Genomic DNA, 16,354 nt, shown 5'->3' with positions numbered 1-16,354 from the left:
GCAGCGTTTTACCAATTATTTCCTGACATGATCAGCACCTGGCTTTCAGTTCCATATTTGATCTCGTTAAGAAAGATTTCTTTTCCTTCATCCAAAGGAATCATGGATATTCCTCTGCGTTCATATTCTGATTCCAGGGTGGAAGAGACCATTCCGGCACCTTTCCATGGTCCCCAGTTGATAGAGATTACTTTTCCTTTTAATCTTTTATTTAAAGCATTCGCATAATCATCCAGTACACTGTTGGCAGCAGCATAATCTGTCTGACCTTTGTTACCATATACGGAGGCAATACTTGAGAACAATACTACAAACTGGCAGTCTGTACGAAGCTGTTCAGCCAATACACGAAGTGGTTTTACTTTGGTATCAAATACACGTCCGAAAGAGCTTGTCGTCTTTTGTTTGAATAGTTTATCTTCTAAAAGACCTGCTCCATGGATGACTCCATCCAGACGGTTGTATTTTTCATAAATACTGCTGATCAGATTACTCAAGCCTTCTTCGTCACAAAGATCTAATGATTGGTAAATTATGGTATTTCCAAGCGCTTCCATATCACGGATCGTGCGCAGGATCTGATTGTTTTTGAAAATCTTTATAGTTTCTTTTTCTATTTCTGCAGGAGAAGTGAATTTTCCTGATTTGATAAGGAAACTTCTGATTTCCTCTTTGGTCTTCATTCCTTCAAGTTCTTTAGCGGAAGCTTCATCTCTTGGGTCAGCTGATCTTCCTACCAGAATATAAGTACAAGGGTAAGCCTGAGACATGTGTTTTACCAATTCGGCAGTGATTCCCTGTGCGCCTCCCAATACCAATACTACAGATTTTTGATCTAACTGAATATGAGCTTCATTTAAGCTTGTTGACAATGGGGAAGGGATGATGTCTACTCTGTGTCGCTGGTCATTTTTGTAAATGATCTCAGCGGGTTTATCATTGGTTAAAATCTCCTTTAAAGTAATTTCAGCAATCTGATCTACTTCCTGGGGAGTGCTTAGACTGATCAGTCTGCAGGTTGTATCGTCAAATTCTCTTGCTAAACTTTTGAAAAGCCCCGGATATCCTTGGTGGTGACGTAATATACTGACATCAGAGATTTCCTGAAGATGTGCAGGAATATCAGAGATAAGATATACCCATTTCGCTTTATCAAAATCCAGTTTTTTGATCAGATCTACATGATCGATAATGCTTGGTTTATCAGCTGTCGAGAATAGGTCTAACATAATTAATCCGTCAATATTTGAAAGATCTTTTTCTATATCTACTATTTCTACGATTGCTCCATGTTTTTCTAAAGCTTCCTTGATCGCTGAGGTTTGTTTGCTGTCATCTTGGGTAATGGCAAAACGTTTTCCCTGTAATACTTCTGTGTTTTGTACTAAAGAAGCATCGGTTGGAGTAATGTCAAAACGAAGACGTGAAAGTACATTTTGAGCTGGTTCTGCAATGTTTGTTTCCTTGGTTTCGCTGTTTGTTTCGTTCGCTTCACCATTCATTTCGTTGATCCAGCCTGCCAGACCGCGAAGTGTTTTAATAGCAGCCAGTTTTTCCATGACATCATCAGCCTGCTCAAGGTTTTGCCCAAAACCTACTTTGGTTTTAAGGTCGCCGATGATTTCCATACGTTTGATAGAATCTATACTCAAATCCGCTTCCAGATCAAGATCAAGACCTAACATTTCTTTTGGATATCCTGTTTTCTCACTTACAATATTCAGAATAGCATTTTGAAGGTCTTCAAGAGAGAATGCCGGTTGAGCTTGTGGTTTTGAAGCTGTTGATTCAGCTGCAGATCCGTTTTTTTCAGGGGCAGCAGTTGTTTCAGCTCCTGAGAATTCAGTAAGCCATGAAACAAGACCACTTAAGGTTTTTATTCCTGCTAATTGCTCCATAACAGTATCCTCACTTGTATTTCCGTTGCCCAGAGTTCCCAATTCGTTACGAAGAGTTCCGATAATTTCTACTCTTTTAATAGAATCAATACTTAAGTCAGCTTCCAGGTCCATTTCCATGCCCAGCATTTCCTGAGGATATCCTGTTTTATCACTTACCACCTGTAGTAATAAGGATTTGATATCTCTTGAAGGAGCTTGCTTCACAGCTGCAACGGCTACCGGTCTTTCCTGTTGAACAGGCTGAACCGGAATGGTAGACATTGGCTGATGTGCAGGAGCTGGTATTGGTGAGTTGTATACAGGAGCAGGGAACGCCTGAGGATTCTGTCCCATAAAGGAAAGCATCACATCACGCTGTGCCTGTATCATTAATTTCATGCTGTTTAAATATTCCTGCAGCATACGTTCAGCAGTAGACTGAGATTCAGTTGCAGGGGCCTGTGAATTATTCGTAAAATTGTTCATGGGAATAGGGTTTATTAGTGGTAAAGCACCATTAGATGGCAGATTACCATGAGTTGGGTGGGCAGTTTGCCCGTTTACACGCCAGATGGCAGGGCTTTTCTTGTAAAGCTCAGGTTGGTTAAGATCAATTACCTTAACGCTTCGGCCATCAAAAAGTTTCTCGATATTGAAGCTTCGACCTGTTCCTAAATATTGTGCCAGCATACAAAGCAGATGGCTGAATTTATTACGGCTGTTGTCTTCAACATATAAGGTCAGCTGATCTTTTTCAAGGCAGGATTTGGTCAGTCCGGTAAGAACTTTTCCTGGTCCTACTTCGATGAATATTCTTGCACCGTCGTTGTACATCGCCTGAAGCTGTTCTACAAATCTTACAGGCTGTACCAGATGGTCAGTAAGTCTTTCTTTTATTTCTGATGGATTCGACGGATATACCTCAGCTGTAGTATTAGACCAAACAGGAATCTGCATTTCCTGGAAAGGAACATCTTTTAATACCTCAGCGTATAAATTCTTGGATTTTGCCAATAATGGGCTGTGGAATGCACATGCAACCTCAAGCTTTTTAGCAGAAATACCTTCCTGTCTAAGAACTTCCAGTAATGTATTGATCGCTTTGGTACTTCCTGCAATAACACATTGTGTTGGAGCGTTGAAGTTTACAGGATAACATCCTTCTACTTTAGCAATGATCGGCTGTAGACGTTCCGCTGTAGCACTTGCAGCCAGCATGGAACCTGGATCTCCACCTTCCACTGAGTCTAAAATAGACTGAGCTCTCTGAACACTTAAGTCAACCAGTTTGTCTTCTCCAAATACCCCGGCAAAACATAGAGCCGGAATTTCACCATAGCTGTGACCTGCCAGCATATCAGGAATAATACCTAATGATTCTAAGAATCTAGCTAGTGCAAGGTCTACAATACCTAAAAGCGGTTGTGCTAAACGGGTATCTTTAATGGTTTCTTTTTGTTGTTTTAAATTAGCTTCATTAAATGTCTTAGATGGGAAAACCACTTTTTCAAGTTCAGGATACTCATCAATGATTTTACGCATTGCCGGGAAAACGACGAATAAGTCACGAGCCATATTAATTCTCTGGCTCCCCTGTCCTGGGAATGTGAAAGCTACTTTACCTTCTTTTTTATTCACGGTAAACGTGTCTTTTGTCTCAATCCCCAGCAATACCAGTTCAAGCTTCATCATCAGGTCTTCAACGGTGTCTGCAACAATACTGAACTGAATTGGTTTTTCTGAACTGATGCTTAAACTGTAAGCAATATCTTTTAATGGAATACCATCATTAATTTCTAATAAAGCTTTAATCTGGCTTGACTGCCCTTTTGCTTCTTCGTAAGTATCTCCCCGGAAAACAAACAGTTCTGAAGGCCATGACTGCATTACGATTGAATTATCCTGTTTAGGATGATTGGCAATTACCGTATGGAAGTTAGTTCCTCCAAATCCAAAAGCACTGATTCCTGCATAACGGTTTTTCTCGGCCCATAATCCACTTTCCGCATGGAAAGCAAACGGACTGGTTTCTGCATTATAATAAGCATTCGGCTGCTGAAGGTGAAGGGTAGGTGGTTTTACCCCGTGATATACCGCAAGGGAGGCTTTGATTAAGCCTGCTAATCCTGCCGCACATTTTGTATGCCCGATCTGGGTTTTCACAGAACCTAGATGAGTCTGTCCAGGTAATGCCCCCGAACGGCTGAATAAATTAGTTAAGGCACTTAGTTCAGTTTTGTCACCTACTACAGTTCCTGTACCGTGGGCTTCTACAAGACCTACAGAAGCAGCACTGATGCCAGCCTGGGAATAAGCACGTTCTAATGCTCTTACCTGGCCTATTTGTCTTGGAGCAGTTAGTCCCAGTGCTTTACCGTCACTGGATCCACCCACTCCTTTAATTACTGAATAAATACGGTCACCATCGCGTACTGCGTCTTCGTATCTTTTTAATACGAGAATGGCGATGCCTTCTCCAAGGGCGATACCATCTGCATCACCATCGAATGTAGCACATCTTCCTTTTCTGGAAAGAGCATGCGTGCTGGAGAACATCAGGTAATCATTGATTCCGTTGTGTAAATCTGCTCCTCCGGCAAGAACCATATCAGATTTTCCTAATACAAGTTCCTGGCAAGCCAGATCAATAGCAGCTAATGAAGAAGCACAAGCTGCGTCTACTGTAAAGTTTCTGCCACCAAGATCCAGTCTGTTTGTAATCCTACCTGCGATAACATTGGCAAGAATACCCGGGAATGAGTCTTCTGTGGTATGTGGGAAGGCTTCTTTTACTTCTTCGTGAAGTTCTCCGAAAACCTGCTTATAATATCCTCTGAAACTATAGCTGTTGGCAAGATCATTTCCTCCCTCAGCACCTATAATAACAGAAATGTTTTCTCTGTTGATGTGTTTTTCACCATATCCAGCGTCCTCCATTGCACGCTTTGCAACCAATAAAGTTAACAGCTGTGTAGGTTCAATGGCCGCAAGAGATTGCGGTGGAATTCCGAATGCCAATGGATCGAAATCAATTTTAGGAATAAATCCTCCCCATTTGGAGTGTGATACATCCGGTCCGTCAGAATCAGGATGATAATATAATTCTTTATTCCATCTTTCATCCGGTACTTCAGTAACACTGTCTTTTCCTAAAATAATATTTCTCCAGTATTCATCCAGGTTTTTAGCACCCGGGAAAATACATTCCATTCCTACGATAGCAATGTCCAGAGGTTTTTCTGTAGAAACAGGTTCTTCCGGTAATGCTGCATCCTGAATATGCTCGTAATTGTCTACAACACTTTGATGCAGGGCTGCTAATGAGATTACACGATTGTGCATGGTAGCTACCTGCCCAATCATATACATTCCTAAGTCTAGTTGGTCATCTTTAGGAATGCTGACAAGTTGATTCCCCTGGCGCTCTATACCTTTAGCTGCAATTCTTAAACGGCCTACATTTAATTTTTCAAGCTGTTCCCACACCTGTTTTTTATCCATTCCCGCAGCAAGAAGCTTTGCTTTTTCTGTATTGAAATGGTGGGCGAATGCTGTATTTAAACAGCGGGTTTCGTGTCCCGGAGCGGTTTCCAATAGAACGGTATCTTTTGCCTGCATAGCCTGCGACTGGAATTCTTCCTGAATGGCTCCGGTTTGTACAGCTTCATTGGTGTAGAGATAAGCAGTTCCCATCAATACACCAATTTTCACTCCTCTTGCCGCTAATGGTGCGGCCATGATAGAAACAAACGCGGTTGAAAATGCGTTGTGAATTCCTCCTGCAAAAAATACACTGATGTTTTCAGGATGTTCTTCTTTTAAGATGCGTTCAATTTGTTTTTCCCAAAGAACCATACTTGAAAGGGGACCTACGTGGCCTCCGCACTCACGTCCTTCAAAAATGAAATTTCTGGCACCTTCTTTCAGGAAAATATCCAGAAGGGCAGGGGAGGGAACGTGTAAGAATGATTTTATTCCGGCTTTTTCAAATACTTTGGCCTGAGCTGGTCTTCCGCCTGCAATCAAAACGACAGGAGGTTTGGCTTCTAATATATATGAAGTTTGTTCTTCTCTTAATTCCTGTGGTGCAAATCCCAGAATTCCCACACCCCATGTTTTTTCACCAGCAAGTTTTTTGGTATCCATTACCAGAGACTTTGCAGCCTCTCCTTTAAGTAAAGATAAGGCAACAAAAGGTAAAGCTCCGGCGTCTGCTACTGCATTGGCAAATGACGGTACATCGCTTACACGGGTCATCGGCCCTTGAGCGATAGGATAACGCAGTCCCAATTCCTGAGCTAAAGAGTTACCTTTATCAATTACTTTAAGTGCTTTTGCCTGCTTCAGGTGTCCATACATGGCTTCTTTAAATCCGAAAACCATTTTTTTCAGGGTTTTGAAATCCTCATACAGATCTGTTGCCAGCGAAATGTCTTGTCCCATAGGGATATAGCATGTACTGAGGTCCAGACCGGTAAAGTACTGTTTCAGATCTTCAGCAGTTGTATTTTCAGGTAATACAGGTGAATTGGGTCTTACCAATACACGATGGTTAGCAATCACCTTAGTTTCTGTACCATTCAGTTTTGAGCATACTTCTTTCAGATCCTTAGGAACTGAACTTTCAGGAAACAGAGCCAGCTGGCTGTCCAGTACAACTCCCGTTGCTCCCAGTGCTTTTGATGCCGCTGCAGTATGGAGACCTATTCCTCCCTGTACCCACACCGGAATGTTCTGAATTTCTTTGATCACACGCTGAAATAATACAAACGTGGATTCATAGCCTACCCATCCACCTGCTTCATTTCCTTTGATAATGATTCCTTCTGCTCCCGATTGTTCGGCTTGTCTGGCTTCTTCCAGGCTGCTTACCTGATAAACAGCAGGCAGATCGGAAGGCTTCGACATTCCGAACGGAAGGATTGCAAACCTTACTTTTTCAGGAATTTGAAGAGCGGTGAAATTGTCATTTGAAAAATAAATACCATACGATGGTACGTCTATCTGATCAAGTTGATGTAACGCTTCCTGGGCAGTTGCTAACTCGTTTCCTAAACTCAGAACGGGAAATGCACCCGCCTGATGCAGTCTAGGAATAAGGTTAACGTCCGGCTTTTCAAAAGGCGTTAGTCCAATAATGGTTAAGTTTTTCATGGCGTGATAATTATTGAATGATAGCAAGAGTTTCATAACAAAATGCCGGGCCTTTCGGTAATAAGGCGATCGCTTTTTGCTACGATATAATAAAATTGGTTTTTGTTAAATCGTTAACGATAGGTGTTGTTTTATGATAATTATTCAAGAATCTGTTATGGGTTGACAGATTGCATGATATAAGGTTGATATCCGGCTTTTCAAAAGGCATCAGTCTGATTTTGGTCAAGTTTTTCATAGCATTTACGGTATAGGAATAGTTAATGATATCTCATAGCAAAACACAAATACCATCGACATAAATCGAGATTTGCTGTTATGAGGAAATAAAAATAATAAAACTATAGTATATCTTCAATCATAAATGCAATTTGATAATGATTTTTTAATAGTAAAATATCAATTGTTCAAATGCTATTAAAGTATATTTATTGTTTTCTTATTCTTATAAACATGGCCGGTACAATCTTATTAACTATAATTATAAATATTTATAGTTAAAAAAATGTTAAGCAAATATAGGAATAAAAAATAAAATATTTCAAAAATGAGAGATTTGTTTTCGGGTATATTACAAAAAGATAATATACTATGAATGGGGTCCGGAATTGTTAGAATAGCCTTTATCAATCTGATAAAACGGATATGCGAATTTATGTAAAATTAATCAATATATTGTGATTTAATTTAAATTATTTGTGAACTTTATCTATCTTTTTGATAAATAAACAGATAGGTATTTTTATGAATAATTAAAATATCTTTCCGAAATTCATAAAAAAACAGCAAGTACTTGATATACTTACTGTTTTTAAATAGGTTGGTCGTTAAGATTTTTCTGATAAATAAGCCTTTTAAAGGTGGTCAGCTAACGGAATTTTATGATCCGATGAACAGATTATGCATTAAGAGGCTGTCAAAATTTAAAATATACTTAATCCGTATTGTTTTGCAAGGTCTAAAATCATGTGATATCCTGCTAGTGAATTGCCGTGCTGATCCAAAGAAGGACTGAATACACCAATTCCTATTTTTCCGGGAACACTTACGGTAATTCCGCCTCCGACACCGGATTTACTTGGAAGACCTACGGTTCTGGAATATTCACCACTGAATTCATACATTCCGGCAGTCAGCATTTGTGACTCTACCAATTTTGCCATATCTGTATTCTTATAAGCAGCATCCCCGTCAAACCTTACACATTGGTTGGCAAAGAAATAACCGATTTTTGCAAGATCTTCAGCGGTAAGTTCAATAGAACATTGTTTGAAATAATTATCCAGCTGGTCTTCATTTCCTGAAATCAGTCCGCTGTTTTTCATGATATAAAACATACCGCGGTTACGGTGTCCGGTTGCTTTTTCAGATTCGTAAACCGATTTGTTATACTCAATTGTCTGATTTTTGGTAATATACCTTACCATGTCCAGGATCTTAAGGAAGGGTTTCTCGCCGTCTCCTGAAATTAATGAAGTGGTAAGAATAGCTCCCGCATTCATCATAGGATTAAGGGGTTTTCCTGTGGTTTCAAGGTTTGAAAAATGGTTGAAGGGTTTATCGGAACCAAAATATCCCATCTTATCAAAAATATGAGCTTCACCTTTTTCGTTTACAGCGACCATTAATGATATGATTTTGGAGATACTTTGCATGGTGAATTTTTTACTTACATCACCGGTGTTGAATATTTTTCCGTTTTTATCTACTACTGAAAAGGCAATTGCTTTAGCGTCCATTTTTCCCAGTTCAGGAATATAATCTGCCACTTTACCTTGTGTATAATAAGCTCTGTTTTTTTCCAGAATGGTGTTGAGCGTTTTTTCTGAAATTGTTGAAATGTCTGCGGTTTTCTGAGCGTAAACTATTGTGTTTAAGGAAAGAAAAGCTGCAGTACAAATTCCTTTTGCAGAAAATAAAAAGCTGTTGTTTTTCATAGGGAAGATCTTCAAATAATATGTTTATGATAAGCCTCGAAAAACAAAGATAAAGTATTTTGATCTTGTCGGCAATGTTCATTTATTATACTCATGCATGTTTGTATTGAAGAATAGGCTGGCTGCTATGAGGGCTGTTTATAGGAAGATGGTGTTGGCTGATGAGAAATTTAATTTAAAAATTAGATTTCTTTTTTGTGATTTTTAAAGTGATTAATTTAAATGTAAACTTAACTTTTTTAGTAAAAAATAAATAAATTGTTATTTTGATGATGTATTTTGGGTTTTAATAAGTTGAAATTTAGAATTTTATTTGGTTTATAACGGTCTTTAGCTGTAAAAATTAAGATAGAGTGGATTTTTTTTACATAACTAATAGAGTGGTGAAATAACATATAAGTATGAATTTATCTATATCGTTGGGATTCAATTATAAAATTATGTTATTTTTTCACTATTAAATGATTTTTGTATTAAATTTTTTATTAATTTGACAAAAAAATTAATAACTTTTTTAATAACTATGAAAAACAACACCTATTTTGGTAGGGAGCACATCTTTAGATGGCTGCTACTATGTTGGCTTTTGGTACCTTGGGTACTACAAGCGCAAGCTCGAATTACATGGACTGAACAGGTCGGATGCCAGGAATTCCGTGGCGAAAAAGAAGACCAGATTCCTGACAACGGAGTCGCTGTTTCCTACATCAATTCTTCCCAATGTCTGCGGGTCTGTGAGAATTCACTGGATGCTGTCAAATATCTGGTTCAGGGCCCGAATGTTTCAAATGTACAATGGTCTATTTCAGGAGGAACTTTAAGTCCTTCAGGGCCCGGGAATACCTTAGCGTATGTTAACTGGGGAGCTGCAGGTAATGGTTCTTTACAGGCTGTTATTACATATAATGACGGAACTGTTGAAACTCAGACCATCTGTATTGAAAAAATCAACAGACCGATTGCTAAATTTGAATTGTTAAATCTGGACAATACCGTATGTAAAAATACAACGGTGTATTTTGATAACCTTTCTGAACAAAACGGAGGATCGGATATTATTAATTATTTCTGGGAATTTGGAGATGGAGCTACATCCACTTCCACAGCTTTTGAACCTTCTCATGTGTATACTAATCCCGGTAACTTTACTGTTCGGTTGACGGTAACCAATAAGTGCGGCTGCAAGAGCACATTTAAAAAGGAAATCAAGGTACTGAAATCAGATCCTGTTCAAATTAACTGCGCATCTGTAGTGTGTGAAGGCAGTGTTGAAAAATACAGCGCACAGGACGGATGTAATAAAGGACAATGGAAAGTCATTGGAGGATCTATTGTGAATAATTACGGAAGCGAAATCGAAGTGAAGTGGGATCAGGTAGATCCGCTTGATGGTTTTGGCTATGTAATGTACTTATCTGAATGTGCTTGTCCTGAATGGACTACCATCAAAATTCCTGTAGTTTTAGCTAATGCAAAAGTGAAAGGACAAGCGGTAGTATGTGCAGGTAAGCAATATACGTATTCAATTCCTCAATGGCCTACAACCAGCGTTCAATGGAATGTAACAGGTCCTGCAGGAGGTCAGTTATATTATACTCAACAGAGAAATGAAGCTATTTTCTCTGCTACTCAACCTGGTACTTATCACCTTGTAGCAAACTATCACAATACTTTGTTACCATGTGAAGGTCAGGCTTCTATTGATATTGTAGTGGAAGCACCGGTAGCAGTAAGTGGTGGTACAGACGAAATCTGTGCAGGAACAAGCCAGGTATTTACGGCTAATCCTAACGTACCTGTTACCTGGAAAGTAACCACGGGAGGATCTTCTTTCACGTCCGGAGTAATGACAGGACCATTTAACTATACATTTACAGCAGCAGGTACTTATACTATTACTGCTACTAAACAAGGTGGTGGTTGTGAAAGTAATGCAAGAATCATTAAGGTATTACCAATTCCGCAGGCTCCTACAGGTACTATTTCCGGGGAGACAAAAGTATGTTCGGGAAGACCTTATGTGTATACTATCAGCCCTGTTGATGCCGGAATGGTTCCGGTTTGGAGTGTTACCAACGGAACGATTCAGGGAAGTAATGCGGGATCTTCTGTAACGGTTATATTTAACGCTGGTGCTTCATCATATACGGTGTCTGCACAGAATAAATCAATCAGCAGTGCAGGATGTCTTTCGGCTCCAACTTCTTTCAATGTAGCACCTTTAGATCTTAATTCTATTACGATTAATCCTAATCCAGGACCTTTCTGTCCGAGTAGTACTCAGACTTTCAGTGCTAATCTGAACGGAATTGTTCCGGAATTTATGGAATGGACATTTGGAAGTTCCAACTTCGGAAGTGTTATAGGAGGGCAGGGTACTGCTAATATTACTGTAAATTTCAATGAGATCTCTTCTACAAGCAGTACAACTCTGAATTTAAGAATTGTAAAATGCGGGGTAACGAAAATTATCAGCATACCGGTATCTTTAATAACGCTTCCGGTAGTAAACTTTACAAATGTAGGCGGAGTTTGTCTAGGTTCAAACCTTTCGTTCACGGTAAATCAGGGAACGATTACTACGGCTACCAGTGTTACTTTTACATTTGCTAACGGAACAACGTATACTACAGCATTCAATCCGTCCGGAAATTATAGTTTCCCAAATAATGGGTATATCTCAAATAATTCAGGAAGTAATGTTTCTCAGGTAGTTACTGTAACATATACAGGAACTAACGGATGTAATTATAAGCCAACAGCAAGTGCCAACTTTACAATTTATCCAGAGACTATTATTACCATTTCTCCGGTATATAATATTACGGTTTGTGACCCTACAACAATGACACCGTATACTCTTACGGCTAACAGTTCTACGGGGCTTACCAATATTATTTCATGGCAATGGTATAAAAATAATGGAATCATACCGGGTGCTACTACGAACTCATATACAATATCAGGTGCAGGTGCTTTTGGAACCTATAAAGTGCAGGCGGTAGATATTAATAACTGTGTGGTGTATTCTCAGAATGTTAACGTAACTCAGTTATGTCCGAGTAGTGGAGGCTGTACAACAGATCCTCAGATCAATTTTGTTCCACAATGGTCAGGGTGTAATACAATTTCTGTTACCGGTTTATCTTACATTGGAACTCCTGATGAAATTCAGTGGTTGTCAGACAGTGTACTTACTCTGTCTTCCGGACAGGGAACCGCTACACCGGTATATCAGACGACTCTTGCTGGTGCACATATTGTTTTTGTACGTTTAAGATACGGTACATGCTGGTACAGTAAAGGGGTAGAAGTAAGAAAGAACTACGAGCCTAAATTCAATGTAAGTACAGTGTGTAACGGAAGCGGCTACAATGTAACTCTTTTCAATACATCTACCATATTTGAAATCAATCCGGCATCTATTACTTATACATTTACCAGCCCAGGGCAGCCAACACAAACAGGACAGTCGGCTACTTATAACAATCTGGCGCCAGGTACTTATACCTTTACAATGACTATGTCTGCACCTGGGAAACCAACGTGTACTACTACACAGACTGTTACATTGGCTCCGGTTCCAAGTACCAGCTTCCTGGTTCCGGCATGGATATGTGTACGTGAGGCGATTACGTTCTCTCCTATATCCTATGTTCCCGGAAATATATATACCTGGATCTTTGATGGTACATCTTATGTAACCGGGGGGCCAAATGCTACGATAACATACAATACGAGCGGAACAAAAACAATACAGCTGAAAATTAAAACGCCTAACGGATGTGAATATTCTTCTTCTGTTATTAATATCAGCGTGAAAGAGGCAACTCTTGACGGTAATATGGCACCTCCTGCTCTTGTTGCTTGTATTGGAAGTGCTCCTAATATAGTATTCACAAGTACTCTCGGATCTCCAAGCCAGTATATCTGGATGAATGGTTCTCAGCCTGTGGCTGGGGCACCAAACTCTCCGGTGTTTACTCCAACTCAGTCAGGAAGCTACTGGCCTGTGCTGGTATCTTCAGATGGATGCAGAACAAGTATCATGAGTACGAAAGCAATCCCTGTGACGCTTAAAAATCCTCCATATGTTAATATATCCGGAAAAGCTAATATCTGTGAAGGATCTTCTACAATCCTGAGTGGACTTGTAACGGATACAACACTGGAATACCAATGGAAGAAAAACGGAGGATTGGTATCAGCTCCATGGAGTGCTGGCCCTTATCCGATTGTTTTTGATACAGGTACATTATCTGCGGGTACATATGTTTATACGCTGGAAGTAAGAACTCCGGGTACATCAGGATGTACAAGTTCTAAAAACTTTACCATTACGGTAAGTCCTCCACCATCACCGGTTACGGTAACCTATAGCTTGGTGAGCTGTCAGCCTTATAAAATTAAGTTAACAGCTTCAGGACCTTCTGCAGGAGATTACAACTGGAGTAATGGAATGACAGGTCAGTCTATTACAGTAAATGAAGGTGGTGCTTATCAGGTTATTTATACTGCACCAAGTGGCTGTAAAGTAAGTAATTATACAGAAGTTCCATTAAGCATTGAAAGTCTGATGTGGGTATTTCCTACAGGATGTTATGATGAATGTCTTAGAAAGAATTACATTCTAGGACCAAAAGGAATCTTTGATCATCATGACTGGCAGCTGTTCGGAAACAGTATCCAGAGCGGAAATAATAATTTTATCTATCCGTTGTATATCAGTGCTCCGGGAACATATCAGCTTCAAATTGATCATTTAGGATGTGTATTTACTTCCGGAACTATGAATTACTATCCGGGTAAAGAATGTGGATTTGAAACGGAATGTAAGCTTGAATCAAGTATTAAAGGGATGAAGTGGGTTGGAGATCATTACGAAGTTACTGGTATTATTCAAAATACTGGAAGTCAGCCGATAAGTCTTACGGTTTCGAGTCTTAATGGATATGGAAGTTATATTCCGTCTATCATCACTATTCCGGCAGGAGGAGTGTATGATATGAATGCTAATCCATTGGCATTCTATCCAAACTCAAGCTTCCAGGGTACAGATGAGATTTTATTCTCAAATGAAACTTGTAAGTTTACTACCAAAGCGGTAGATCCGGACTGGATGGGTATGAGAAATGCTGGAAGAAGCGTAATTGCAGCTTCAGTTTCTTCTCTGAAAATGATACCAAATCCTGCGAAGGAAAAAGTGAAAATCTCGTATAATACGGGCAGTGAAAAATTACTGGCAAAACAGATTACAGTTTTTGACGCCATGGGCAATGTCAAATTCCGTAAAGAACTGAAAGCGGCTTCCGGAGAGGTAGACGTAGAAGTTAACAGCTGGCTGCAAGGTGTTTACATTGTCATTGTACAAACGGGAGACACCTCATTACAAGGAAAACTAATTAAAAATTAGTAGCTTATAAAGCAGTGTTCTCTTCGGGGAGCACTGTTTTTTTATAGTATGTGAAAACTAAAAGAATTTTTATGATACAATTAAAAAACAAACTGTGGGGACTGCTTCTGATACTGCCGGCATTATCTTTTAGCCAGACCTACCAATGGCAATGGGGAAAGCAGGCCGGAGGAATAACAGGCTCGGCAGATCCGGGATTTCATTATGTATTTGATGAATCCATAAGGGATATTGTAGTGGATAACAACAACAATACTTATTATCTTGCAACGATGCGTGAGCAGGGGCAAAACCTGAACGGTACAGCTGTAAACAACTACGGGCTTAGTGACCTTTTTCTGTTCTCCGCCGATTGTGAAGGGAATATAAGATGGTCCAGACCAATAGGAGGATCAGGAGACGGAGAAAATGCCTGGCATATTAAAGTAGATAATAACGGTGGATTATATGTGATGGCCACCATTTATAATAATTCATATGTAGGAGATCCAAGTGCTGTTCCTGTACATTTTGATGATACTCATACACTACCGTTGTATACCCATTATGACCAAACGATAGATCCTGCCCATAAAGCAGCTTTTTTGTTGAAATATAATACTTCTGACGGTACGTTGGCATGGAGTAAACCTTTGCAGGGAGATGTTAATTATTCCACCCGTATGTGCGATGTTCAGATGATGTACATGGACTCTTCCAAAAATATCCATGCTGTGATGGGATTCCGGGCGGGAACTCATTTGAATGGGTTAATTACAGTGCCTTCAACGTTTACTTCAACCTATCAGTATTATGCCGTTAAATTTAATTATGATAATGGTAATATGACACCTGCTGCTCCTGTACTTCTTCCTATCACCGGAGATGCAATAAATGCAGTAGGAAGAGAAGGTAAAGTAAATCTGGTATACGATGAAAGCTTGAATCGCTATTATCTTGCAGGAAAGAGAATGGATGCCGGGTTTAGTAACCTTATCGATCTTTCCTATAATAATGTACCATTTACGAAAGCCGCTTATGTATTAGCTTTTGATGGAACTACCGGAGCGGAGGTATGGAGAAAAGAACTTGATAATGGATCGGTAAGTACGGATGATGAAATTCATTCTATTATAAAAGATCCGGCTACATCGGATATTTACATTTCAGGACGTTATTTCAATGGGATAACCGTACCTGCAACTTTTGGGAGTTATACTTTTCCTTTAAGAAGTTATGTTGAAGCCGTTCCGTTTGTTATGAAGCTTAATGCTGCTGGTTTGGTACAGTGGGCAAGAACCCCTGAAGGAATGTCCGGTCTTCAGTTTGGATATCGTTTTACGAAAGGAACTATTGCTATTAATGGAAACGAAATAGCATTTGCCAAAGGGAGCTGGTCTGACATCTGGGGCAGCTATACAATGACTAGACCTGATGGAGACAGATCAGATCCTTTATTGGTTAGGTTTAATAAAGATACAGGAGCTGTTTTGGGAGCTGGGGAAATCCGCAGTAATTTTAATGTGGTAGACGAGTTTACGGCAGTAGCTGCAGATAAAGATGGTAATTATATTGTGGGAGGTTTTTTTCATGACCAATTGTTTACAGATGCTAATGATAATGTCAATACAATGGCTGTCAATGTAGCAGGAGGAAAATCTCAGTCATTTTTTACAAAATATGCTAAATCGGCATGCAGTCAGATGTCAGTAGAAGAAACAGCCGTTCAGGCAGGAATACAACTATATCCGAATCCTGTTCAGGATGTACTTACAATCAGAAGTAAAGAACCTTTAATCTCTTACGAAATCTTTGGTGCTGCAGGACAGCTGGTAAAACAGGGAACTTTGAATTTGATGCAGGAACAGATAGTATTATCTTCTCTTCAGACAGGAGTATATTACATTAAACTTAAAACAAAATCTTCTGCAGTAACAGAAAAAATATTAAAGAAGTAAAAAACAAAACTGAAAATTAATAACCTTATATAT

The 16,354-nt window shown here is 39.4% G+C and carries 4 protein-coding genes; 2 read left to right on the top strand and 2 right to left on the bottom strand.

Features of this window, described 5'->3' with window-relative positions:
• Window positions 1–8 precede the first annotated feature (8 nt).
• Together FW781_RS05550 and glsA are read right to left on the bottom strand one after the other, a co-directional pair.
• Window positions 9–7,034, bottom strand: a complete 7,026-nt coding sequence (locus tag FW781_RS05550) for a type I polyketide synthase (RefSeq protein ID WP_149386505.1) — start codon at window positions 7,032–7,034, stop codon at window positions 9–11.
• Between the two features lie 923 nt (window positions 7,035–7,957).
• Complete coding sequence (glsA, locus tag FW781_RS05545; protein WP_149386504.1) at window positions 7,958–8,971, bottom strand: glutaminase A; 1,014 nt, start codon at window positions 8,969–8,971, stop codon at window positions 7,958–7,960.
• A 523-nt stretch (window positions 8,972–9,494) separates the two neighbouring features.
• Here glsA and FW781_RS05540 point away from each other — a divergent pair.
• Both FW781_RS05540 and FW781_RS05535 read left to right on the top strand, forming a co-directional pair.
• Window positions 9,495–14,384 carry a PKD domain-containing protein gene (locus FW781_RS05540; RefSeq protein WP_149386503.1) on the top strand — a complete coding sequence of 1,630 codons (4,890 nt, stop codon included), beginning with the start codon at window positions 9,495–9,497 and terminating at the stop codon, window positions 14,382–14,384.
• Between the two features lie 71 nt (window positions 14,385–14,455).
• On the top strand, window positions 14,456–16,321 hold the full coding sequence (locus FW781_RS05535; protein WP_149386502.1) for a T9SS type A sorting domain-containing protein: 1,866 nt from the start codon (window positions 14,456–14,458) through the stop codon (window positions 16,319–16,321).
• Window positions 16,322–16,354: the final 33 nt, after the last annotated feature.

Source organism: Chryseobacterium panacisoli, assembly GCF_008274625.1.
Taxonomy (GTDB): Bacteria; Bacteroidota; Bacteroidia; order Flavobacteriales; family Weeksellaceae; genus Chryseobacterium; species Chryseobacterium panacisoli.
This window is presented reverse-complemented; position numbering and strand designations above follow the sequence as displayed.

Excerpts from the sequence above, each read along its gene's own strand:
- FW781_RS05550 (WP_149386505.1), bottom strand. The coding sequence starts at position 7,034 with ATGAAAAACTTAACCATTATTGGACTAACGCCTTTTGAAAAGCCGGAC.
- glsA (WP_149386504.1), bottom strand. The coding sequence starts at position 8,971 with ATGAAAAACAACAGCTTTTTATTTTCTGCAAAAGGAATTTGTACTGCA.
- FW781_RS05540 (WP_149386503.1), top strand. The coding sequence starts at position 9,495 with ATGAAAAACAACACCTATTTTGGTAGGGAGCACATCTTTAGATGGCTG.
- FW781_RS05535 (WP_149386502.1), top strand. The coding sequence starts at position 14,456 with ATGATACAATTAAAAAACAAACTGTGGGGACTGCTTCTGATACTGCCG.